The following is a 23,780-nucleotide window of genomic DNA, read 5'->3' as shown; positions in this document are numbered from 1 at the left end:
ACATCTCAATAATGCAAAAAATGGATGAGGGTATTGTTATGAAGATGATGAAATGGGCTGTGGCTTCTCTGGTGATGAGTGCGGTGTCGTTTTCAGCGTTCGCCGCAAAGGAAGTGACTAAAGAAGAAGTGCAGAAAATGAATCTGGAGAAAATCGGTACGGTGACCACCACGGCGGAGACCACTTCACCGATGGATGCGAAGCGCGAACTCTCCAAAGCGGCCGATGAGAAAGGCGGCAAATACTTTCTGGTGATTGCGGGCCGCGAACATGGCAAGTTCAGCGCCACGGCGGATGTTTACAAATAATCAGCCACGCAACCACATAAATTGCCATGCAGCCAGCGTCATTGGCTGGCTGCCATCGATTTTCTCGCCACTGATCACATCCTGAAAATGTCTCGCCTGCGGCAGATGCGTGATGACTTCACGGCTGCTGAGATTAAACACGCACAATAAGCCATCTTCACTGCCTGGCGGATGTCGCCGCAACATCAACAGGGTATTTTCACTCTCCAGCAGCGTCATCGCATTATCCGGATGGAACGCGCTCTGGCGGGTGCGCAGCTGGATCAACGCGCTGAGCCGTTCATACACCTGCTGACGCAATGGATCATCGCCGCTGATCCACTGTTCCATCTCATGCAAACGGTATTTCTGACGATTGATGGCGCGGTTGTGTCCTGCCGCGCGTACGCCTTCGTTATCGTTGCGAGAGCCTAAAATACTTTGGATATAGATCGCTGGCACGCCCGGAAAGGCGAGCAGAATGGCGTGTGCCAGCAGAAATCGACGCAAACGCGTGTCATCGTCATCATTTTGCTGGTTGAGGGCATCGAAATAGGTGACGTTAATCTCGTAAGGGCTGGTGGTGCCATCGGGATTGTTTTTGTATGACACCAGCGCCCCTTCCAGCGCCAGATCTCGCACCAGAGCGACGATCTCCACTTCGGACAAAATGCCGCGCGCAGGATTGAGGCCAATGCCATCGTGCGAGGCGAGGAAGTTGAAAAAGGTGGTGGTGCCGTTACCGGTGCCGAGCGTGCTGGCCCATTGACGAAGCGCGCGCGCCGATCCCGAATGAATGGCGTGCAGCACCAGCGGTGGCAGTGAAAATTGATACACCATCTGCGCTTCGTCGCGCCCGTTACCGAAATAGCTGATGTTGTCTTTGTGCGGCACGTTGGTTTCGGTGACGATCACTGTGCCCGGTGCCACTTCATTAGCGATGGCGCGGAACAGCTTCACCAGCTGGTGGGTTTTCGGCAGGTGAATGCAATTCGTACCCGGCGTCTTCCACATATATCCCACCGCATCGAGCCGCACGTAATCGGCGCCTTTGATCAGGTAATCCAGCAATACGCCCGCCATGCGAATCAGCACTTCAGGATGGGCAAAGTTAAGGTCGATTTGATCGGCGCTGAAGGTGGTCCAGATAAAGCGCGTCTCACCATTGGCCATTTCAAAAGGCGTGAGCAACGGTGAGGTGCGAGGACGCGTCACCGCGCTGAGATCGGTGGCCGGTGGCATGCTGATAAAGAAGTCATCCCAACCGGGATCCTGTGCCAGAAAGTGACGAAACCATTGGCTGTGTGCCGACATATGATTGCAGACAAAATCGAACATCAGCCGGGTTTCACTGTGCAGCGCTGCGATATGCTGCCACTCGCCGCAAAGGGGATTCACCTGGTGATAATCAATTACGGAGAAGCCATCGTCTGAAGAGTAGGGGAAGAAAGGCAGCAGATGCACCAGGCTGAAAGTAGATTGCAGGTGTTGCTGATAGAAGTGCGAGAAGCTGGCGAGCGTGGGCTGATCGGGTTCACGGAACTGATCGGCGTAGCTAATCAGCACCACATCCTTTTCATCCCAGTGTGCTTTGCGCGGCAGTTTAGCGGTATCACGCGCAGCACGAATGTGGGAAAGCAAACGCTCACGTGCGGCGACGGGGAAGCGGCCTTCGTAAATCTCATCAAGTAGGGCGTTGATTATGTCCATCAGATCGTTGGGCCACGCGGAAGGTCATTTTTTCACACGGATTTTTTCAGCGTAGACGCGGGGAGGGATTTTTCAACTTTAAACGCGCGGAAGCAAGATGGCCTCCGCGCGTGATTCAGGGCAGGAACTTAACGTTTTTTACCGAACGCGGCGGCCAGTGCATCACCCATTGCGCTGTTGCCAGCAGGTGAACTAGCCGGTTTGCCGCGTGCTTTGTTATTGGCCGCAGGGCGTGCATTCTCTTTGCCATTGCTGCGGTTATTGCCGCCGCGCGCATTGCTTTCACCAGGCTGCTCATCCAGACGCATGGTGAGGGCGATGCGTTTACGCTGCATATCCACTTCCATCACCTTCACTTTGACGATATCGCCCGCTTTCACCACCTGATGTGGATCTTCGACGAATTTGTCAGAGAGTGAAGAGATGTGAACCAGACCATCCTGGTGCACGCCGATATCCACGAAGGCACCAAAGTTGGTGACGTTGGTCACCGCGCCTTCCAGAATCATCCCCGGCAGCAGATCGTTCAGCGTTTCCACGCCTTCGGCAAACTGCGCGGTTTTGAATTCCGGACGCGGATCGCGGCCCGGTTTCTCCAGCTCTTTGATGATGTCGGTGACGGTTGGCAGACCGAAACGCTCATCGGTGAAGTCGCGGGCGTTGAGATCGCGTAATCCACCCGGATTGCCCATCAACTCATTCAATGCCTGTTCGGTTGCGGCAAGAATGCGTTCGACCAGCGGGTAAGCTTCCGGGTGAACGGTGGATGCATCCAGCGGATTATCACCGTGGTTGATGCGCAGGAAGCCAGCGCACTGTTCATAGGCTTTCGGCCCCAGTCGGCTGACTTTCAACAGCTGCTGACGATTCTGGAAGCGGCCGTTCTCATCACGCCAGGTGACAATGTTCTGCGCCATCATGCGGGTTAAGCCCGCAACGCGCGTCAGTAACGCCACCGATGCAGTATTCAGATCCACACCAACGGCGTTTACACAGTCCTCAACCACCGCATCCAGCTTCTTCGCCAGCTGGCTTTGGCTCACATCATGCTGATACTGGCCGACACCGATGGATTTCGGATCAATTTTTACCAGCTCGGCCAGCGGATCCTGCAAGCGACGTGCAATGGAGACTGCACCGCGAATAGAAACATCCAGATCCGGGAATTCCAGTGCTGCCAGTTCCGATGCGGAATAGACCGATGCGCCGGCCTCACTGACAATCACTTTCTGCGCGTTGATCTGCGGGAACTGCTTCTGCACGTCGAGGAAGAAACGCTCGGTTTCACGTGAAGCGGTGCCGTTACCGATCGCGACCAACTCAACCTGATGTTTGATGCACAGCGCCGCGACAGCGGATGCAGCTTTCGCTGCCTGACCGGTGTGCGGATAGATGGTGTCATACGCCACCAGTTTCCCCGTGGCATCCACCACCGCGACTTTCACGCCGGTGCGCAGGCCGGGATCGAGGCCCATGGTGGCGCGCATACCTGCCGGTGCTGCCATCAGCAGATCGTTGAGGTTGCGGGCAAAGACATTGATAGCTTCATCTTCAGCGCGTTCACGGATGGTGCCCATCAACTCCGTTTCAAGGTGTAGCAACACCTTGATGCGCCAGGTCCAGCTAACAACCGCTTTACGCCAGCTATCAGCAGGGGCGTTATTCAGTCGCAACTGCAGATGATCGGTAATTAGCGTCTCACCATGACTTTCTCGCGGGGCTTCTTCGAATTGGGGATCAGCGTTCAGAGAGAGTTGCAGCACGCCTTCATTGCGGCCACGGAACATCGCCAGGGCGCGGTGGGAAGGGACGGTGCTGAGTGCTTCGTGGTGATCGAAGTAGTCGCGGAATTTCGCGCCTTCTTCCTCTTTACCTTCCACCACGCGGGCCACCAGGTGCGCGTTCTTCCACAGATAGTCACGGACTTTTGCCAGCAGCGTGGCATCTTCGGCGAAGCGTTCCATCAGGATATAGCGCGCGCCGTCCAGTGCTGCGCGCACATCGGCCACGCCTTTATCCGCATCAACATAGCCTGCGGCCAATGACTCAGGCTCTTGTGAAGGATCGTTCCACAGCGTCTCAGCCAGCGGCTCAAGGCCTGCTTCAATGGCGATTTGCCCACGCGTGCGACGTTTCTGCTTATACGGCAGATAAAGGTCTTCCAGCTCGGTTTTATTCAGCGTGCCATTGATGGCGGTAGCGAGTTCGGGAGTGAGTTTCCCCTGCTCGTCGATGGATTTCAGAATCGACTGGCGGCGATCTTCCAGCTCACGCAGGTAGCCAAGGCGGCTTTCCAACTGACGTAACTGGGTATCATCCAGCCCACCGGTCACTTCCTTACGATAACGTGCGATAAACGGCACGGTGTTCCCTTCATCCAGCAAGCGAACGGCGGCGTCAACCTGGTCGGCGCGTGCCTTCAGCTCACTTGCGATAATCTGGCTCAGTGAATCTTTCATCATCATTAACAATGCTTACACAGGGTTGGAAAATAGGGGACAGTTATACGGATTGGGGCGGCAAATTGCCAGCCGGGGACAGGCGAATCCGTCTTTTTCTGAATGCAGCACGCACATCGTTGCGCGCACCTTGCTGATAACAATCCAGTCGCTTATTGTTGGCCTCTTTGCTGTAAAGACCCATTGTTGCCACGAGTAGATGTTATGAAAACCCAACTGATTACCCGCGAAGGCTATAACAAATTACGTGCCGAGCACGACCATTTGTGGAACGAAAAGCGTCCGGAAATCACCAAAATTGTCTCCTGGGCGGCCAGCCTTGGCGATCGTTCGGAAAACGCCGATTACACCTATAACAAGCGCCTGTTGCGTCAGATTGACCGCCGCGTGCGTTATCTGCGCAAATGCCTCGCCGATCTGAAAATTGTCGATTATGCGCCGCAGCAGGAAGGAAAGGTGTTCTTTGGTGCCTGGGTTGAGGTGGAAAACGAGCAGGGCGATGCGAAGCGATTTCGTATCGTGGGGCCGGATGAAATCTATGGTGATGCGATGAAAGATTACATCTCTATCGATTCGCCGATGGCTCGCGCGTTAATCAAGAAAGAGGTGGATGACGAAGTGGTGGTGAATACCCCAGAAGGACAGAAGGTTTGGTTTGTTAACCGCATCGAGTACGTGAAAAACCCAGAGTAAAAAGAGGCGGAGAATAATGGCTTGGGTAAAAAAGCCTTGGGTGCAACTTATTCTCCGGTGGCGAAAAGGGCTGGCAGTAAGAGGGGGAAGCGCCGCAGCCTTGCCGCGCCTTAAATATTTGGATTATTTGCCTGGTGTGGTCGCAGTGGTGGTGGATGTGCTGCTGGTACCTTTGTCACCGCCGCCCATGGTCGCTAATGCCACACCCAGCAGGGCACCTACCGCACCCACGCCAATCGCGTCTGAGTTGCCTTTGGCAGTGGTGGAGGCCTGGGCACCCGCCGCTTCACCCGCGCTAGTGGCAGCATGAGCCTGAGAAAGGCTGACCAGCACCAGTGCACTCAGCAAGACCGCAGTTTTTTTCATTTTTTTCTCTCCAAAGATGCGCAATATCAGCAGGAACCCTTGCAGTTTCTGAGATCGTCGCACAAGAGGAAAGTGCTGATTAATCACTGATTAATCAGACTTTATTTAACGCTGGCCTTGTCTGGCGTGAGGGGCGTATTGTTCCGAGAGCAGATGGGCACTGAAAATGGAAAGTGCCAGATTTTATGCTGCAAATGATCGGTCATCGAACGATTCTGGCCTGCTGACTTAAGTCAAATGGTCCAAAATGCCGAGATAACGAGCGGCATGCGGCCGGATGATCCATTTTCGAAAAGAAAACCGCGGAAATTTTCGGATTAGCGCTAAGCGGCTGGAAAGCCCCGATAAAAAGCGCGAGACAACGCGCATTTCAAGGCTTAAATTAAATATAAGCTGCTGTTTAATATGCTTTGTAACAATTTCGGCTAGAATATAAACCATTAATAACTGTCACATGCAGGCATCTTTTTTACACAATATTGACTCAGGCAATGGCGCCTTTGGGAGTTGAACAATGCAAGAGAACTACAAAATTCTGGTCGTCGATGATGATATGCGTTTGCGCGCACTGCTCGAACGCTATCTCACCGAGCAGGGCTTTCAGGTGCGCAGTGTCGCCAACGCCGAGCAGATGGATCGTCTGCTGACCCGTGAATCATTCCATTTAATGGTGCTGGATCTGATGTTGCCGGGCGAAGATGGTTTGTCCATTTGCCGTCGTCTGCGCAGTCAGAGCAACCCGATGCCGATCATTATGGTGACGGCAAAAGGCGAAGAAGTGGATCGTATTGTCGGACTGGAAATCGGTGCTGATGACTACATTCCGAAGCCGTTTAACCCACGTGAACTGCTGGCACGTATTCGTGCTGTGCTGCGTCGTCAGGCCAATGAATTGCCAGGTGCGCCTTCACAGGAAGAAGCGGTTATTGCCTTTGGTAAGTTCAAACTGAACCTCGGCACGCGTGAAATGTTCCGTGAAGATGAGCCAATGCCGTTGACCAGTGGTGAGTTTGCGGTGTTGAAAGCATTGGTGAGCCATCCACGTGAGCCACTGTCTCGTGACAAGTTGATGAATCTGGCGCGTGGTCGTGAATACAGTGCAATGGAACGTTCTATCGACGTGCAGATTTCTCGTCTGCGCCGCATGGTAGAAGAAGATCCGGCGCATCCACGCTACATTCAGACCGTTTGGGGTCTTGGCTACGTCTTCGTTCCGGACGGCAGTAAAGCATGAGGCGATTGCGCTTCTCTCCTCGCAGTTCGTTTGCCCGCACCCTGTTATTGATCGTTACCTTGCTGTTTGTCAGCCTGGTAACGACCTATCTGGTGGTGTTGAATTTCGCCATTCTTCCGAGTTTGCAGCAGTTCAATAAAGTCCTCGCCTACGAAGTGCGTATGCTGATGACCGATCGATTGCAGCTGGAAGATGGCACGCAACTGGAAGTGCCTCCGGCCTTCCGGCGTGAAATTTATCGTGAACTGGGTATTTCGTTGTACACCAACGCGGCGGCGGAAGAGAGCGGCCTGCGCTGGGCACAGCATTACGAGTTCCTTAGCGAGCAGATGGCGCAACAGCTGGGTGGCCCGACCGATGTCCGTGTCGAGGTTAACAAAAATTCTCCTGTGGTATGGCTGAAAACCTGGTTGTCGCCAGACATCTGGGTGCGCGTGCCGCTAACTGAAATCCATCAGGGCGATTTCTCGCCACTGTTCCGCTATACCCTGGCGATTATGTTGCTGGCGATCGGTGGGGCCTGGCTATTTATTCGCATTCAGAACCGACCCCTGGTCGACCTGGAGCACGCAGCGCTTCAGGTCGGTAAAGGCATCATTCCTCCACCGCTACGTGAATATGGCGCATCGGAAGTGCGTTCCGTAACGCGAGCCTTTAACCAGATGGCGGCGGGCGTCAAACAGCTCGCAGACGACCGTACGCTATTGATGGCGGGTGTGAGCCATGATTTACGCACGCCTCTGACACGCATTCGCCTCGCCACCGAAATGATGAGTGAACAGGATGGCTATCTGGCGGAATCGATTAATAAAGATATCGAAGAGTGCAATGCCATCATCGAGCAGTTCATCGACTATCTGCGTACGGGCCAGGAGATGCAGACCGAACGCGCCGATCTCAACGGTGTGTTAGGTGAAGTGGTGGCGGCAGAAAGCGGCTATGAACGCGAGATTGAGAATGCGGTGATGCCGGAAGAGTTGATGCTGGATATCAATCCGCTGTCGATTAAGCGTGCGGTGGCAAATCTGGTGGTGAACGCGGCGCGTTATGGCAACGGCTGGATTAAAGTCAGCAGTGGTCAGGAGCTGAATCGCGCCTGGTTCCAGGTAGAAGATGATGGTCCGGGTATTAAGCCCGATCAGCTTCAGCATCTGTTCCAGCCCTTTGTTCGTGGCGATAGCGCGCGCAGTACCAGCGGCACTGGCTTAGGCTTGGCGATTGTGCAGCGTATTATCGATGCGCATGAAGGATCGCTGGAGATAGGTGAGAGCGAGCATGGTGGATTGCGTATTCGCGCGTGGTTGCCGATTCCGGAAAATAACGGTACGGCGTTAATCACGACGCATCACAGTTAACGCCCCGCTCAGAACGATGTGGATCTATTGACTGTTAGCCTCCAGCAACACGGCGGCTGGTATATGCGATTGGCTGCTTAGCCCTTAGTCACACCGCTGCGGTTCTACGCGTCAAAACCTGTCGCTACCGACAGGACCTCAATGAGCCGCCATTTGGCGGCTCATTCACTTCACAGCTGCGGGCCAGCCTGAACCAGCGCTTTGCCTGCATCGTTATCGGTGTACTTCTCAAAGTTAGTGATAAAACGCTGCGCCAGATCCTGCGCCGCCGCTTGCCACGCGGCTTGATCCGGCCAGCTACGACGCGGATCCAGAATCGCGTCATCGATATTAGCCAGAGTGGTAGGTATCTGCAGGTTAAAGACCGGCAGCGTTTCCGTTTCCACCTTATCCAGTTCGCCCGCCAGAATCGCATTGATGATCGCGCGGGTGTCTTTCAGTGAAATACGCTTGCCGCTGCCGTTCCAGCCGGTGTTAACCAGATACGCTTTCGCTCCTGCCGCTTCCATACGCTTTACCAGCACGTCGGAATATTGCGTTGGATGCAGCGTCAGGAAGGCCGCGCCGAAGCAAGCTGAGAACGTCGGGGTGGGCTGTGTGACACCGCGCTCGGTACCGGCCAGTTTGGCGGTGAAGCCCGACAGGAAGTGGTACTGGGTCTGTTCCGGCGTTAAGCGCGACACCGGCGGCAGTACACCAAAGGCATCAGCGGTCAGGAAAATAACGCGCTGCGCATGGCCCGCTTTGGAAACCGGCTGCACGATGTTTTCAATGTGCTCAATCGGGTAGGAAACGCGCGTATTTTCCGTTTTGCTGGCATCGGCAAAATCAACGCTGCCGTCCGCCCGCACCACCACGTTTTCCAGCAACGCATCACGGCGAATAGCGCGATAGATCTCTGGCTCGGCTGTCTCCGACAGATTGATGGTTTTGGCGTAGCAGCCACCTTCGAAGTTAAACACGCCAGCATCATCCCAACCGTGTTCGTCATCGCCAATCAGCTGACGATCGGGATCGGTGGACAGCGTGGTTTTACCGGTGCCAGACAAGCCGAAGAACACCGCGACGTCACCTGCTTTACCCACGTTCGCCGAGCAGTGCATTGACGCGATACCTTTAAGCGGCAGCAGGTAGTTCATGATGGCGAACAGGCCTTTCTTCATTTCGCCGCCGTACCAGGTGCCGCCAATCAGCTGCATGCGTTCGGTGAGGTTAAAGGCGACAAAGTTCTCTGAGTGTAAACCCTGAGCCTGCCAGTCCGGGTTGGTGCACTGCGCGGCGTTCATCACCACGAAATCCGGCTTAAAGGATGCCAGTTCGGCTTCATCCGGGCGGATAAACATGTTTTTGACGAAGTGTGCCTGCCAGGCCACTTCCATCACAAAGCGCACGCTCAGGCGGGTATCCGGATTCGCACCGCAGAAGGCGTCGATGACAAACAGACGTTTGCCAGAGAGTTGTGCTGTGCAGCGATCTTTCAGCGCCTGCCAGGTTTCCTGCGACAGCGGCTGATTGTCATTTTTACCGTTGCCGACATCATTCCACCACAAGGTGTCACGCGTGGTGTCATCGCGCACGATGTATTTATCTTTTGGCGAGCGCCCAGTGAAGATGCCGGTATCCACGGCAATCGCGCCGCTCTGCGTCAGGGTGCCTCGCGCATAACCTTCAAGTTCCGGGCGGGTTTCTTCCTGAAACAGCGTGTCAAAGTCAGGGTTGTAGACCACTTCTGTGGTGCCGCTGATGCCCAAAGCGGCAAGGTCTTGCGATGTCAGGCCGTGAACGCGCATGTGGCTGCTCCTTAGATCGATGCTTCATAGCATTTTTATGAGGGGTTCTGCGTCCTGTCGTACATAGCCAGGCAGGGCAGATCGCGCGCAGTGTACACGTCTGAGCAGGGCGTAAAAGTGATGAGAGTTAAAAATGCGAGCTGGAACGTGACAAGCAGTGAAATCTGCCAGTTAAGAAACTAAAGTCAGTGTAAGTTAGTTAAATTACGCGAAAAGTGATGAATTCATACCTGACAGAAATGCGGGCGGCGATGCCGCCCGTAGGGGGATTAGTGCAATTGATCGCTGTTGTTAGTCGGTGCGTTACGAATGGCGGCAATGTCCACGGCATCATAAACATAATGCGAACCGCAATAATCGCAGTGCATATCGATCTTGCCATCCTCTTCGAGGATTTCATCCACTTCTTCGACAGGCAGCGTATTCAGTACTTCGCCACAGCGTTCGCGTGAACAGGTGCATTTGAAACTGACCGGAGTCGGATCAAACACCGTGGCTTCTTCCTGGTGATACAGACGCCACAGCACATCTGTTGCGGGCAGCTCAATCAGCTCTTCGCTTTTCACGGTTTCGGTCAGAGTGGCCAGATGATTAAAATCATCCTGGCTCGGCTCTTGCGCAGGCAGCACCTGCAGCAGAATGCCGGCGGCGCCTTTATCGCTGGTGCGAATAAACAGGCGGGTTGGCAGCTGCTCAGAACGCATGAAGTAATCTTCGAGGCAGCCAGCCAGTGTATCGGCTTCCAGACCAACGACGCCTTGATAACGTTCACCTTTTTCCGGCGAAATGGTAATCACCAGATAACCGTTACCCACCATATCTTTCAGGCTGCTGTCCGGTGCGATTTCGGCGTCTTCCTTCACGCGTGCAACGCCACGTAATTCCTGTTTGTTGTTGCCGTTGATCACCGCCAGCGTCAGTGGTCCATCGCCCTGTAACTGAACGGTGATGTCGCCATCGAATTTCAGCGTCGCGGTCAACAAGCTGGTCGCAACCAGCAACTCACCCAGCAGGATTTTCACCGGCTCGGCGTAATCGTGGTTTTTGACAATCTCACGCCAGGTTTCGGATACGTTGACCAGCTCGCCGCGCACGGCAACATTTTCGAACAGGTAACGGTGCAGTTGATCTTGAACAGACATAGTGTTTCTCTCGTTGGGGCGACGGTTATTCATCGCCCGACAATTTAAATTTCATCAGATCGCGGCGCTCTTTTTTATCCGGGCGGCGATCGGGGTGCGGCATGGTCAGGGCATTCATTTTGCGTGCCAGTGCCATTTTTTCACGCTTCTCAATGCTGGCGGCGGTCTCCGCATACATCTCTTGCGCTTCAGTGGCAGGGCGACGTTGATCGCCAATGGCGGTGATCACCACCGTTCGCTCATCGTTGCCCTGGCGCAGCGTTAACTCGGCATGCAATTCCACGATTTTACTCGGCTTGCTGCGCTGGCCGTTGTAATGCACTTTACCGCCTTCGATCACTTCGCGAGCGAGCGCGCGCGTTTTATAAAAACGCGCAGCCCACAGCCATTTATCGAGGCGGACACCTTCGCTGGTTTTCTCTTTCATTGCGGCTCCTGCTTTAACGCAGCGTTTCACACAACTGGCGATAGTCTCGCACTGCAGCATGACGCTGGAAAGATTGATCGGGCCGACCGGAATCCGGATTGCTGACGCCTAAACACCAGCGAATGCCCCAGCGCGCCGCCGCATCGAGGATCGCTTCACTGTCATCAATAAACAGGGTGCGATCGCTATCGAATGCAGTTTGCTGCTGAACGGCCTGCCAGAGACGTGGATCCTCTTTCGGATACCCAAAGGTATGGGTAGAAAGTAATAAATCAAGGTAGGGAGCCAAACCGGTTTGCTCCAGCTTTACCTCGAGATTGTACGGATGCGCATTGGTCAGCAAGATCGTGCGTTTACCTGCAGCACGCAGTGCCTGGAGTAACGGCAGCGTATCCTCGCGCATGGCCGCACGGTGACGCTTTTCCCATGTCATGGCGCGGATATCTAATTCCAGCTCTTGCGACCAGTAATCAAGACAATACCAGTTTAGCGTATGCACCACGGCTTGATACTTTTGCTGAATCAGCTGATGGGCCTCGGCCAGGGTGATATCACGCTCGCGGCTCAGGGTTTCCGGAACGTGTTCCAGCCAGAAATGGCGGTCAAAGGCGAGATCGAGCAGCGTGCCATCCATATCCAGCAGCACGGTATCTATCCCGGACCAGTTTAGCGTCATCGTATTCTCTCTCGCCCTAAAAAATAGGGCGACAGGGTAGCACAGAAGGGGAGGGGTCAGAACAGGGAGCGCACGCTCTGCATAGTGCTCAGATTGTGGTTGAAGCACTTGTCGTAATACTGCTGAATTTCCACCATGCGCAGACGATTACGATGCACACGACGCAGCGCCAGCAGGCCATTGGTGACGCCGCACAGGAGCAGCACCAGCATCAATAACGCGGTACCGAGGTAGCGCCATTGCGCCATCGCATCCGGTTCATTGTGCAAGGCAATGTGTCGTGTGCCATTGGCGTCAGTGGTGATGCTGGTAATGATGCCATTAGCAGCAAACGGCGTATGCAACAGCATGCCGGACATGCGTTGCAATTCGCGCCACTGAGACGCTGCATCGAGGTCAAACAGTGACACAGAAGGCTGCGGCTGGGTCACCATCTGACGGCCTTCATCACTGATAATCAGGAAGCCGCCTGGTGGTGGGCTATTCAGATTTTCTGCTGCACGACGGGTCTCACGCGAGAAGAAGGTTGAGGTCGCGGTATTCACCAGGTTTTCCAGCGCTTCTGCACTGACCGGGCGCAGCAGCACATTCATGCCGTTGAGCTTGCCGGAGTCTGCACGGTGAATCAGGGAATCCCAATCCTTCGCATTGCCAAGATTCACCAATGCATTCTTTAGTCGAACACAATCCTGCTGCTGGCTGCACAGATCCTGAGTTTTCAGCACCAGGTCGGAGAAATCATCCAGCAGGATCATGCCCGATTTCTGGATAGCTGAGGCGAGCTGTGGGTTGAGTTTCGGATCGGTGTTGGTTTCCGGATGCAGTTGACGCGTGGTGGTATCAAGCAGTGCGGCGGCTTTATCAATGATATCTGACTGCGGCTGCGGCAGAGGCGTTGCGTTATTCCAGTAAATGGCTGAGCAGTCGAACGGCATATACGCATAGCTGCGGTTGCTCTGATAGTTGCCAGGTACGGAACACATACCGGTACCGCTCACCTTCAGGTTGTCACCAATGTGCAGCGGCAGGGCGTTGAGTTTATCCACGCTATTCACTTCGATGCTTTCGGTGCCTTTCACCCAGGCGAGGCTAAGCTTGATCGGCATGCTGAGCGGAATCCAGGTAAACAGCATCACTAGCACCAGCAGTGAACCACATGCCAGCACCAGATTTTTGCGCCAGCGCTGAACCGGGAAATTGCGAACTTCATCATGCAGGGAGAGGAAACGCCCCTGGCGCACCACCTGTCGATTCAGGTAGATGTCGACATCCGTGACCTGACCCAAATCGTGCGCCACATAGGGCTGCCAATGGGCGGGATAAATCAAATCGATAATGCCCAGCGAGATATTGCTCTGCTCCTGATTGGATTCACCAAACAGGCCCCAGCGCTTGGGTGCTCCGCGCAGGCAGTGCACATCGCGCAGCCCTTTTTCGCCAGGGAAACGATAAAGGAACCACAGGCTGACCGCGATCATGGCGCAGGCAGGCAGCGCGATCCACACCATCAGACTTCCGGGCAGTACCAGGCTGAGGAAGAACAGCAGGAAGGCAAAACAGATGGCGATAGCTTCGCGCGTGCCATCCGCGCGCGACAGGCGATACTCTTCCGGCGATTCTTTACGCACCTGCAGCAGCTCGACATTTTCGCTCTCCTCTTTACGGATGGAGGCGTTGGTCGACATTGAGCGCACCAGCGGGGGCAAGGCGGGTTGTTCTACAGCGTAGTTCACTAACGAGTGACCGTTAAGTGAGATCACCAGCGGCAGCGTTTGGGTGCGAATCAGCTCAACATAATTCTCTTCCGCAATGTGCTGCTCCCACAACGGCGGCAGATGCACTTCTACTTCATCGAGGTAGTAGCGCCATTGATGCGCATCATCGGTTGAGAGGCCATAGCGAGTAATGGAACGCGTGACGGGATAGACGTTGTTGCTCTGTGCTGTGAGCGTCAGGGATTCTGCCTCACGCGACTTCTTTGTGGAGCGGGCTGTGCTCTGTTTTTGCTGTTTCGCCAGAGACGCAATGTACGCTTCAACGGCGAGACGTTCTTCATCAGTGAGTTTGCGGCAGGGGGGACTAATGAACGGCAGAGGTTTCGCCAACGGCGGACGATGCCGCATAGCGTACCAATAACCTATCCCTGCTACTAAGGAGCAGGCCAGCATGACAGCCAGAATGATGATAAAAGTGCTCATGCTTTGCTCAATCCAGCCAAAAAACTGCCTTCACGTTTACGATGTGCTCCCGACGGAACCCGTTAATACAAGTCAATTTTGGCGAGCAGAAGTCATTCTTACAAGAAAAAACTCAGATAAAATAACGCACAAAATCATTGAATTATAATTTATTAGATTATTCCTTAATGGGATGTTAACCACAGCGCACTCAATTAAATATCGGTATTTTCTGAATTTAACAAAACCCCATTGACATATTGTGAAAATTTAAGTGTATAGATAACAAGAAGTTGTTAGCAGGCGTAAGCAAATGTGTGGCATCTTGCTTTCCCTGTACTGCGTGTCGCACATTGCTGCGGGCTTCGGTATGCTGGCGACATCGCGATTCACATGGTTGTGCTAAGTTTGAGGCTGATATGAAAATTCCAATGAAAAAACCTGACATCCTCAACGTGGAAGCGGTGGCCCGCTCCCGCTTGTTTACTATTGAAGCGGTTGACCTCGCCTTCAGTAACGGTGCACGCCGTGTCTATGAGCGTATGAAACCTTCCAACCGGGAAGCGGTGATGATCGTGCCGATTCTGGGGGATGATGTGATCCTGATTCAGGAATATGCCGTAGGGCTGGAAAGTTACGAACTGGGCTTTCCCAAGGGCTTAATCGATCCAGGCGAAAGCGTGTTTGAAGCCGCAGACCGTGAGTTAAAAGAAGAAGCCGGCTTTGGTGCCCAAGAATTAGAAACGCTGGGCAAACTGACCATGGCGCCGTCTTACTTCTCCAGCAAAATGAATATTGTGGTGGCGGAAGGGCTGTATGAAGAGAAGCTGGAAGGGGATGAACCTGAACCGCTGATTGTGCATCGCTGGCCGCTGAATAACCTGCTGGCGTTACTGGAAGAGCCCGATTTCCGCGAGGCCCGAAATGTCAGCGCGCTGTTCCTGGTGCGTGAATGGCTGGTGAAGCAGGGACGATTGACCTACTGATTACGACAAGTGCGCAATAAAAAAGCCGGCGAATTCGCCGGCTTTTTTGATCAGAACAGTTCGTGGCTTTGGCCGTTGTCCATGAGTGTGGTTCCCACATCATGCACAGAATACTCCGTTGGCTGTGTGCCGTTGATGAAGTACTCCTGACGGGTATTGCCGCCGCCGTTGGCCAGCTTGCCCGTACCGCGATCGATGGTCACGGTGACAACGCCATCTGGCGGTGTCACCGGCTGTACCGGTACGCCATCCAGCGCAGATTTCATGTAATCATCCCACGCTGGCTGAGCACTTTTCGCGCCGCCCTCATAGCCTGAAATCTGATCCGGAATCGCGCCTGACATGGTCGAGCGGCCTAGCGCGCGTGAATCATCGAAACCAATCCACACTGAAGTCACCACACCAGGACCGTAACCAGAGAACCACGCATCCTTCGAGCTGTTGGTGGTACCGGTTTTTCCGCCGATATCGTTACGTTTCAGGTCACGACCTGCACGCCAGCCTGTTCCCATCCAACCTGGCTCACCGAACACGTTAGAGTTCAGCGCGCTTTTGATCAGGAACGACAGCGGCGTATTTATCACATGCGGTGCGTATTGCTGGTCACCCGCGGGTTGCGGTTGAGCAGGCACTTGCTCCAGCTCAGGCTGTGGTACCGCCTGATTCTGCGATTGATCGGAGGTTGCGACGTTTTCCACGCTCTCTTCATTCAACGCCAGCGATTTTTTGGTGTCGCCGTAGATCACCGGCAGATTGCACTGCGGGCAGGCAATCTTCGGTTTCTCTTCAAACACCACGCCGCCTTGCTCATTTTCAATTTTGGTAATGAAGTAAGGATCGACAAGGAAGCCGCCGTTGGCCATCACGGCATAACCGCGCACCACCTGCATTGGGGTAAACGAAGCCGCACCCAGTGCCAGTGATTCGGTATGGATGATGTTCTGTGCCGGGAAGCCGAAGCGCTGCAGATATTCTGCGGCGTAATCCACACCCATCGCACGCATTGCACGAACCATCACCACGTTTTTCGACTCACCCAGGCCCTGACGCAAGCGGATAGGTCCCGCATAGGTCGGCGGTGAGTTTTTCGGGCGCCAGTCCGCACCGGCACCTGCATCCCAACGTGAAATGGGCACATCGTTCAGAATAGATGCCAGCGTCAGACCACGATCCATTGCGGCGGTATACAGGAACGGTTTGATGTTTGAACCGACCTGGCGCAGCGCCTGCGTCGCACGGTTGAACATACTTTGGTTGAAGTCGAAACCACCGACCAGTGCACGTACCGCACCATCTTCTGGGTTAAGCGAGACGAGCGCTGAGTTAACCAGCGGGACCTGACCTAACCACCAGTCGTTGTTCACTTTACGCACCCAAATCTGCTGACCTGCCTGAAGTACCTGCGTCACGCTACGTGGCGTCGGGCCTTGCAGCGTGTCGGATTTGTAAGGGCGCGCCCAGCGAACGCCTGCCAGATTCAGTGAGACACTGCTGCCGTCTTTCAACATCGCGGTGGCTTCATCGGCTGAGGCAGTGGTAACCACGGCAGCATTCAGTGGACCGTAGGCGGGCAGATCTTTCAGCGCTTTTTGAATGCGGCTCTGATCCCAGCTTGCTTCGCCCACTTTCCACAGCACGTTAGTCGGGCCGCGATAACCATGACGCATGTCATACGCCATCACGTTATTGCGCACCGCTTGCTGTGCGGCTTCCTGCAGATGACGCGTCACGGTGGTGTAAACCTTGTAGCCATCATCGTAGGCGGCGTCACCGTAGCGTTTCACCATCTCCTGACGCACCATCTCACTCAGATAAGGCGCGGAGAAGGCAATTTCGGGACCATGATAGGTTGCGACCAGCGGCGTGTTGCGCGCGGCATCATACTGTTGCTGAGTGATGTAGTTCTGATCGAGCATACGCGCCAGTACCACATTACGACGCGACAGTGCGCGCGCATGCGAGTAAAGCGGGTTGAAGGTTGACGGTGCCTTTGGCAGACCGGCAATCATCGCCATCTCACTCAGTGATAGCTGATCAACCGGCTTACCGAAGTAAACCTGCGCTGCCGCACCGACACCGTATGCACGGTAGCCAAGATAGATTTTGTTGAGGTAGAGCTCGAGGATTTCATCTTTGCTCAGCAGCTGTTCGATGCGAATCGCCAGGAACGCTTCCTTAATCTTACGCATCAGCGTGCGTTCAGGGCTGAGGAAGAAGTTACGCGCCAGCTGCTGGGTGATGGTACTGGCACCCTGCGAAGCATGACCGGACACCAGCGCGACGCTGGCGGCACGGAAAATACCCACCGGATCGACACCATGGTGCTCATAGAAACGGCTGTCTTCGGTTGCAATGAACGCTTTGATCAGCTCAGGCGGCATCTGTTGCAAGGTGAGCGGCACGCGGCGCTTCTCACCGTACTGGGCGATCAGTTCGCCATCCGCGCTGTAAACCTGCATTGGGGTTTGCAAACGCACGTCTTTCAGCGTGTTCACATCGGGCAGCTGCGGCTCTATGTATTTGTACAAACCATAAACCGTGCCTGCTCCCAGCAGAATGCAACACACTGTAAGAATCAATAAATACTTTACGAACTTCACCTGAGAATTCCCATCTGTTGTCGTTTGGGCAGTTTATAAACAATCGCGCGGTAGTATAAAGGCAAGCCTGACGCTTTGATATACCCGTCATACTTCGAGCGGCAGCTGCTGCGGCTGCGCGAGCTCACCTAAGACACTGACTTCAGTCAGCGCCTGAAAATCAGCTCGTTTTTCGCCTTGCCGCCACTCGAATGATTGAGGGTATCTCTTTTTTTACCTTAAAAGATAAGGAGATCGCGCATATGGCTTTTCAGCGCTGGCAAATCGGATTGGACATCCAAAACGGGCAACTCTGCGCCCTGGGCATTGAACGCCGACGTCATGGCTGGCAGTTACGCCACTGGTGGCAACAACCGCTGCCGCACGATACGTTACGCAACGGCGTGTTGCAAACTACCCCACTGTTACAGGAGATGTTGACGCGCTGGCAGCGCCATCTGCCGAAACGCTATTCACTGCGGGTTGGCTTGCCCCCGCAACTGGTGTTGCAGCGGACACTACCGTTGCCAGAAACCTCGCTCAGTGAACCGGCAATGAGCCGCTATGTGGCGTCTTCAGCACCGCGTCTGTTTCCGGTTGAGCCCGCCACACTGTCGATTGACTACCGCTCGGCGCAAAATTCGACGCAACTGTGCATTACGGCGGCCCGACGTGAAGTGATTGCGCAGTGGCTGGCACCCTTAAAGCAGGCTGGCCTGCGGCCCGATGTCTTTGAACTAAGTAGCCTGGCGTTGACGCAAATCGCCATGCGCATGCCGCTGCATCGTGGACAACTTTTGATTCATCCTCTTAGCGATCACTGGCTATGGACGTTAGCCGGTGAACCGGGCACCTCAGGCGCAGCCACAGAACCCTTAACGCTGGCGCAACTGCGTGAAACCTTCCCTCAGGCATCATCGATCTTTTGCACCTCGACCTTTAGCCTGGATGAACCCAGCGTGACGCAATGCCGACCGCTTTCATTGCTGCATTACCGGCAACCGCCGTTGCCGGCGCACGAAGGGGAGTTTGCCATCGCGCTGGGTCTGGCGCTGCGCCCGGAGGATGCATGATGCTGGCCGTTAACTTATTGCCCTGGCGTATGCAGCTGCAGCAACGTCGCCGCCAGCAAAGTTTGACCCTGCTGGGATGTGTCCTGCTGGTTACCGGGATCATGGTGCTGACGCTCTGGTGGCGCGGCAGCGAGGCGCAGTATCAGCTGCAGCGGGCGTTAGCAGATATCAGCCAACAGCACGAAGCCTTGCAACGGCAACTGGCGCAACAGCAATTGCTGCTACAGCAACGCGATGGCCTGTTACAGGCGCAGCTTATTCGGCAGCAAAAAAAGGAGGAGCATCAGCGCTGGCAACAATTCTGGCAGCGCTTGCCCATGCTGATGCTGGACACGCTCTGGCTTAAGCGCGTTGAACGGCGCCGAAGTATCCTGCTGTTCGAAGGACAGGCGCACAGCATGATGGCGGTCCAGGAATTTCGTCATCAACTGATGGGGCAGCCGCTATTTGCCACGGTTAAACCGGCTAGCGTGCAGCGCCAAACCGCTGGGCACTATCGCTTTGTCTTGCGCGCGCGGATGCAGGAGAACGTCAGTGAATGATGTATTACAGCGCTGGATCGCGTTAGCCCTGATGTGGCGCATGGCTTGCCTGTTGGGCATGTCACTGCTGCTCCTGATGCTGGCGTGGTGGGTTTTGCTGCGGCCGCAACAACAGGTACGCGCGTCTCAATTACACCAGCAGGCGGCGATGTCACAACAGGTGATGCAGCGCCAGCAGCTGTTGGCTGCACGGCCTGCGATTAACGAACTGGAACTGGAAATCGCACGGTTGCAGCAGCCTGTGGCTGAATTTGCTGAACAAGCCACGCTTGAAGCTCTGATTACCGCGCGCGGCGATCAACTGGAAAGCTGGCTGCCAGATAATCAGCCGCAGCAGTTTCAGCTGCGACTCGGCTGGACGCAATTTGTTCCGCTGTTTTCTGAGCTGGCGCTGACGCGCCTGCCTGTGCCGCAGCGCTTTGAACTCAAAGAGGAGCAGGGAGCGCTGCACACGCAGCTGTGGCTGGAGGACGACGATGCGGAATAGTGCCTGGCTGGTATTGCTGTGGAGCGGTTTTGCCCTGGCACGCGATCCCTTTCAACCACAGGCGGATGTGCAATGCCTAATGCAGGTGGCTGAACCGGATGGCTGGCGATTGCAGGGCATTATCGGCACCCCCACGCGCTATGTCGCCTGGCTCCGTTCGCCAGAAGGAAAAAATCATCGGCTGGGTCTTTCGGCTCTATTACCGCGCTCAAGCTGGCAGGTGGCAGAGCTGACGGCGAATCGCATTACCTTGCATGTCGCGCAAAGCTGCCCACCACAGCAAATCACCTGGTCAATAAAAGGAGGATATTATGAAATGGATGGCCCTGATGCTTTGCCTGAGTTTGAGCCTGCCCCTGCAGGCAAATGAAGATCGCTTAAGCCTGGTGTTTGATGATGCCCCTGTTGAACGTATTTTGCAGGCGCTGGCAGATTATCAACAAACCAACCTGCTAATTGCACCCGGCGTTGAAGGGCGCTTATCACTGCGCCTGGAAAATGTCGGATGGGAGCGCGCACTGGCGCTGGTGACCCGGCTGGCAAAACTCACCGTGGTGCAGGAAGAGGGGGTGCTGCTGGTTTATCCCGAAAGCTGGCAACAGATGCAGGTGCAACAGGCGAAAACAGAACACGAAGAGAGGCAACAGCAGGTTCCCCTCGAACAGCAGTCCGTCACGCTGCATTACGCCAATGCCGGCGATGTCTATCGTAGTCTGCAAGCGGAGCGCTCACTCCTCACTCCACGTGGCAGTGTGACGGTCGATAGCCGTACCAACAGCTTGTTGCTGCGTGACACCGCCGCTGCATTGCGTGACGCCACGCGCTGGTTGCGTGCGCTGGATATGCCGCTCGAACAGGTCGAGTTGTCTGCCCACATCATCACCATCAATGAAGAACATCTGCGTGAGTTGGGAGTGAACTGGCACACCGCACCGGCCCAAAGTGTGACGGCGGCATTGCATCATCCACAGCTGGAGATCCCATTGGCCGTGAATAATCCTGCATTGCGTGCCGGTGTTACGCTGGGTCAGGTCAGTGGCGGATTGCTGAATCTGGAGCTCAGTGCGCTGGAGCAGGAGAACCAAATCGAAATCATTGCCAGTCCGCGACTTTTTACTTCTCATCAGCAAACCGCTTCCATCAAGCAGGGCACCGAGATTCCTTACGAGGTAAAGTCGGGCAGCAGTGGTGCGACGGCGATTGAGTTCAAAGAGGCGGTGTTAGGGATGGAAGTGACGCCGGTGGTGCTGGGGAATGGACGGATTCAGCTAAAACTGCGCTTAAGCCAAAACATGCCAGGGCGCAGCCTGAACGTGGGCGAAAGCAATGTGCTGAGTATTGATAAGCAGGAGATTGAAACGCAGGTGACGCTGCGTGATGGCGAAACGTTGGCGCTGGGCGGAATTTTTCAGCAGCAGCGCATGCAGACCGAACAGCGGGTGCCGTGGCTGGGTGAAATGCCTTTGTTGGGGAATCTGTTTCGTCAGCAAACCAAAGAACATAAAAAGAAGGAGTTGGTGATCTTCATTACCCCCAGACTGGTCAGGGAAGCAGCGCTTACAGCCGGATAAAGCGGAAAATTCACTCTGATTTGCCATCTGCGTTGACGCAGGGCAGGAATTAGCTTACAAGGTTTAGCGATTTTTAAAACGGTGTAGCGGAACGCGGCAGGATAACCTTCCGATGGGCGTCAGTCACAAGCGATACTGACGTCAGAATATATTTTCCCTAAATAATTCGAGTTAATGCACGGCGGTGAAAGCGTTAATTCCTAAGCTTATATCTGTAAGTTTCAGGGACGCGAAAACACGGCCAGCGCGCATGTAGCTTGAAGTGTGAGGGAAAACAGGAGGGGCGTTACCGTCTCGCGAACCACAGACCGGTCCTGTTACAAGGTCGCCGGGGGCAATTTATTCGGTTGCCAAACGGCCATGAGTGTTGAGATAATTTTCCGTCTGACTCTTGTTAATGCTCATGAGGTCTCAGTTCCTGTCCCGCCAGCACTATGCTGAACGCGGGGTATCATCAACGAATTCTTAGTAATACCGATAAAATGGCAGAGAAACGCAATATCTTTCTGGTTGGGCCGATGGGTGCCGGCAAAAGCACTATTGGTCGTCAGTTAGCTCAGCAACTCAATATGGAATTTTTCGATTCCGATCAGGAAATTGAGCGACGTACCGGAGCGGATGTAGGCTGGGTATTTGATGTGGAAGGCGAAGACGGTTTCCGCGATCGCGAAGAAAAGATCATTAATGAACTCACCGAGAAGCAAGGCATTGTCCTGGCGACTGGTGGTGGTTCAGTCAAATCCCGTGAAACCCGCAATCGTCTCTCCGCCCGCGGCGTGGTCGTTTATCTTGAAACCACCATCGAAAAGCAACTTGCTCGTACGCAGCGTGATAAAAAACGTCCGCTGTTGCAGGTTGAAGAGCCGCCGCGCGAAGTACTGGAAGCTTTAGCTGGCGAACGTAATCCACTTTATGAAGAGATCGCTGACGTCACCATTCGCACTGATGATCAAAGTGCAAAAGTTGTCGCCAATCAGATCATCAACATGCTGGAAAAAAATTAATCCAGCGCCCTGACGGCTCAGCAATAGGTATCGGTCATCATGGAGAAGATCACTGTCTCACTCGGGGATCGTAGTTACCCCATCACCATCGCTGCCGGACTGTTTAACGATCCGGCTTCTTTTTGGCCGCTAAAAGCAGGCGATAATGCCATGCTGGTGACCAATGAGACGCTTGCACCGATTTACCTCGACAAGCTATCAGCACTGCTTTCGCAGGCGGGCGTGAAGGTGGATCAGGTGATTTTGCCTGATGGTGAAAAGTACAAGACGCTCGCTGTGATGGACGATGTCTTCACCGCGCTGCTGCAGAAACCGCATGGACGTGATACCACGCTGATTGCGCTCGGCGGCGGTGTAATTGGTGATCTCACTGGGTTTGCCGCTGCGAGCTATCAACGTGGTGTGCGCTTTATCCAGGTGCCGACAACGCTGCTGTCTCAGGTCGATTCTTCGGTAGGCGGTAAAACAGCCGTCAACCATCCGCTGGGCAAAAACATGATTGGTGCCTTCTATCAGCCTGCATCTGTGGTGGTGGATACCGATTGCCTGGCTACGCTGCCGGCGCGCGAATTGGCGTCCGGTCTGGCGGAAGTGATCAAATACGGCATTATTCTCGATGGGGAATTCTTCCAGTGGCTGGAGCAGAATCTTGATGCTCTGCTGGCACTGGATCAGCAAGCCCTGGCCTACTGCATCCGTCGCTGCTGTGAACTCAAAGCTGAAGTGGTCGCCGCCGATGAGCGTGAAAACGGTCAACGCGCGCTGCTTAATCTGGGCCATACTTTTGGTCATGCGATTGAAGCGCACATGGGCTATGGCAACTGGCTGCACGGCGAAGCGATTGCGGCAGGTATGGTGATGGCTGCACGAACCGCTGAACGACTGGGTCAGTTCTCATCGACGGATACCGATCGCATTATCGCGCTCTTTTTGCGTGCCGGTTTGCCGGTGCATGGCCCAGCAAGCATGAAAGCAGAAGAGTATATTCCGCACATGATGCGCGATAAAAAAGTGCTGGCGGGTGAAATGCGTTTGGTGCTGCCTCTCGCAATTGGCCGCTCTGAAGTGCGCGCAGGTGTGGCTCATGATATGGTGCTGGCTGCGATTAACGATTGTATAAAATACTGAAGATATCCTGAGTAATTCGAGTTGCAGCAAGGTGGTCATCACAAGCTTTCCAGAGGCTGATATGCGTCAGCGACGGGATGATTGAGGAGTGCCG

21 protein-coding genes are annotated in these 23,780 nt (G+C 54.5%); 12 read left to right on the top strand and 9 right to left on the bottom strand.

All coding sequences use genetic code 11. From position 1 onward, the window contains the following. The first annotated feature begins 38 nt into the window (after positions 1 to 38). On the top strand, positions 39 to 308 hold the full coding sequence (locus tag ACXI0A_RS20150; RefSeq protein WP_034820058.1) for a YdgH/BhsA/McbA family protein: 270 nt from the start codon (positions 39 to 41) through the stop codon (positions 306 to 308). Here ACXI0A_RS20150 and ACXI0A_RS20145 read toward each other — a convergent pair whose 3' ends face one another. Beyond that, the gene (locus tag ACXI0A_RS20145; protein ID WP_476150782.1) at positions 309 to 1,997 is read right to left on the bottom strand and encodes an alpha-amylase family glycosyl hydrolase; all 1,689 of its coding nucleotides are present in this window, start codon (positions 1,995 to 1,997) and stop codon (positions 309 to 311) included. It abuts the gene before it with no gap. 128 nt (positions 1,998 to 2,125) lie between these two features. Further along, positions 2,126 to 4,456, bottom strand: coding sequence for a Tex-like N-terminal domain-containing protein (locus ACXI0A_RS20140; RefSeq protein WP_476151203.1), 2,331 nt, complete (start codon positions 4,454 to 4,456; stop codon positions 2,126 to 2,128). 204 nt (positions 4,457 to 4,660) lie between these two features. Here ACXI0A_RS20140 and greB point away from each other — a divergent pair, with 204 nt between their 5' ends. Further along, entirely contained in the window at positions 4,661 to 5,149 is a 489-nt protein-coding gene (gene greB / locus ACXI0A_RS20135; RefSeq protein WP_034819665.1) for a transcription elongation factor GreB, read from the top strand. Between the two features lie 123 nt (positions 5,150 to 5,272). Here the strand turns inward: greB and yjbE are convergent, their stop codons facing one another. Further along, the gene (yjbE, locus tag ACXI0A_RS20130; RefSeq protein WP_038644267.1) at positions 5,273 to 5,515 is read right to left on the bottom strand and encodes an exopolysaccharide production protein YjbE; all 243 of its coding nucleotides are present in this window, start codon (positions 5,513 to 5,515) and stop codon (positions 5,273 to 5,275) included. A 514-nt stretch (positions 5,516 to 6,029) separates the two neighbouring features. Between yjbE and ompR the strand changes: the two genes are divergently transcribed. Both ompR and envZ read left to right on the top strand, forming a co-directional pair. Next, positions 6,030 to 6,749, top strand: a complete 720-nt coding sequence (ompR, locus tag ACXI0A_RS20125; protein WP_001157751.1) for an osmolarity response regulator transcription factor OmpR — start codon at positions 6,030 to 6,032, stop codon at positions 6,747 to 6,749. Continuing rightward, positions 6,746 to 8,104, top strand: coding sequence for a two-component system sensor histidine kinase EnvZ (gene envZ / locus ACXI0A_RS20120; protein ID WP_224934364.1), 1,359 nt, complete (start codon positions 6,746 to 6,748; stop codon positions 8,102 to 8,104). The genes ompR and envZ overlap by 4 nt, the downstream gene beginning before the upstream one ends. A 170-nt stretch (positions 8,105 to 8,274) precedes the next feature. Here the strand turns inward: envZ and pckA are convergent, their stop codons facing one another. From pckA to ACXI0A_RS20095, 5 genes are all read right to left on the bottom strand, one after another. Then, positions 8,275 to 9,894: a phosphoenolpyruvate carboxykinase (ATP) gene (pckA, locus tag ACXI0A_RS20115; protein ID WP_476150783.1), complete on the bottom strand. Its 1,620-nt coding sequence runs from the start codon at positions 9,892 to 9,894 to the stop codon at positions 8,275 to 8,277. 269 nt (positions 9,895 to 10,163) lie between these two features. Then, positions 10,164 to 11,036, bottom strand: a complete 873-nt coding sequence (hslO, locus tag ACXI0A_RS20110) for an Hsp33 family molecular chaperone HslO (RefSeq protein WP_224934366.1) — start codon at positions 11,034 to 11,036, stop codon at positions 10,164 to 10,166. Between the two features lie 25 nt (positions 11,037 to 11,061). Continuing rightward, positions 11,062 to 11,463 (bottom strand): ribosome-associated heat shock protein Hsp15, encoded by a 402-nt coding sequence (gene hslR / locus ACXI0A_RS20105; protein WP_224934367.1) that lies wholly within the window; start codon positions 11,461 to 11,463, stop codon positions 11,062 to 11,064. A 13-nt stretch (positions 11,464 to 11,476) separates the two neighbouring features. Then, positions 11,477 to 12,139 carry a GMP/IMP nucleotidase gene (gene yrfG / locus ACXI0A_RS20100; protein WP_476150784.1) on the bottom strand — a complete coding sequence of 221 codons (663 nt, stop codon included), beginning with the start codon at positions 12,137 to 12,139 and terminating at the stop codon, positions 11,477 to 11,479. A gap of 56 nt (positions 12,140 to 12,195) precedes the next feature. Further along, positions 12,196 to 14,337, bottom strand: coding sequence for an intracellular growth attenuator family protein (locus ACXI0A_RS20095; protein WP_224934369.1), 2,142 nt, complete (start codon positions 14,335 to 14,337; stop codon positions 12,196 to 12,198). A 398-nt stretch (positions 14,338 to 14,735) separates the two neighbouring features. Here ACXI0A_RS20095 and nudE point away from each other — a divergent pair, with 398 nt between their 5' ends. Further along, positions 14,736 to 15,302: an ADP compounds hydrolase NudE gene (gene nudE / locus ACXI0A_RS20090; protein WP_479485283.1), complete on the top strand. Its 567-nt coding sequence runs from the start codon at positions 14,736 to 14,738 to the stop codon at positions 15,300 to 15,302. Positions 15,303 to 15,352: 50 nt separating this feature from the next. Here the strand turns inward: nudE and mrcA are convergent, their stop codons facing one another. Further along, entirely contained in the window at positions 15,353 to 17,902 is a 2,550-nt protein-coding gene (gene mrcA / locus ACXI0A_RS20085; protein ID WP_476150785.1) for a peptidoglycan glycosyltransferase/peptidoglycan DD-transpeptidase MrcA, read from the bottom strand. A gap of 242 nt (positions 17,903 to 18,144) precedes the next feature. On the opposite strand from mrcA, the gene pilM reads away from it, so the two are divergent. The 7 genes from pilM (at position 18,145) to aroB (ending at position 23,686) form a co-directional block, all read left to right on the top strand. Continuing rightward, on the top strand, positions 18,145 to 18,954 hold the full coding sequence (gene pilM, locus ACXI0A_RS20080; RefSeq protein ID WP_476150786.1) for a pilus assembly protein PilM: 810 nt from the start codon (positions 18,145 to 18,147) through the stop codon (positions 18,952 to 18,954). After that, positions 18,951 to 19,496, top strand: coding sequence for a PilN domain-containing protein (locus ACXI0A_RS20075; protein ID WP_476150787.1), 546 nt, complete (start codon positions 18,951 to 18,953; stop codon positions 19,494 to 19,496). The genes pilM and ACXI0A_RS20075 overlap by 4 nt, the downstream gene beginning before the upstream one ends. After that, entirely contained in the window at positions 19,489 to 19,983 is a 495-nt protein-coding gene (locus tag ACXI0A_RS20070; RefSeq protein ID WP_476150788.1) for a HofO family protein, read from the top strand. The genes ACXI0A_RS20075 and ACXI0A_RS20070 overlap by 8 nt, the downstream gene beginning before the upstream one ends. Next, complete coding sequence (locus ACXI0A_RS20065; protein WP_224934375.1) at positions 19,973 to 20,353, top strand: HofP DNA utilization family protein; 381 nt, start codon at positions 19,973 to 19,975, stop codon at positions 20,351 to 20,353. The genes ACXI0A_RS20070 and ACXI0A_RS20065 overlap by 11 nt, the downstream gene beginning before the upstream one ends. After that, positions 20,295 to 21,554: a DNA uptake porin HofQ gene (hofQ, locus tag ACXI0A_RS20060; RefSeq protein WP_476150789.1), complete on the top strand. Its 1,260-nt coding sequence runs from the start codon at positions 20,295 to 20,297 to the stop codon at positions 21,552 to 21,554. Before ACXI0A_RS20065 ends, hofQ begins: the two co-directional genes overlap by 59 nt. 482 nt (positions 21,555 to 22,036) lie before the next feature. Further along, positions 22,037 to 22,558 (top strand): shikimate kinase AroK, encoded by a 522-nt coding sequence (gene aroK, locus ACXI0A_RS20055; RefSeq protein WP_034820046.1) that lies wholly within the window; start codon positions 22,037 to 22,039, stop codon positions 22,556 to 22,558. A gap of 39 nt (positions 22,559 to 22,597) precedes the next feature. Further along, entirely contained in the window at positions 22,598 to 23,686 is a 1,089-nt protein-coding gene (aroB, locus tag ACXI0A_RS20050) for a 3-dehydroquinate synthase (protein ID WP_476150790.1), read from the top strand. The last annotated feature ends 94 nt before the right edge of the window (positions 23,687 to 23,780 follow it).

Source organism: Pantoea sp. C1E2 (genome assembly GCF_056491465.1).
This window is presented reverse-complemented; position numbering and strand designations above follow the sequence as displayed.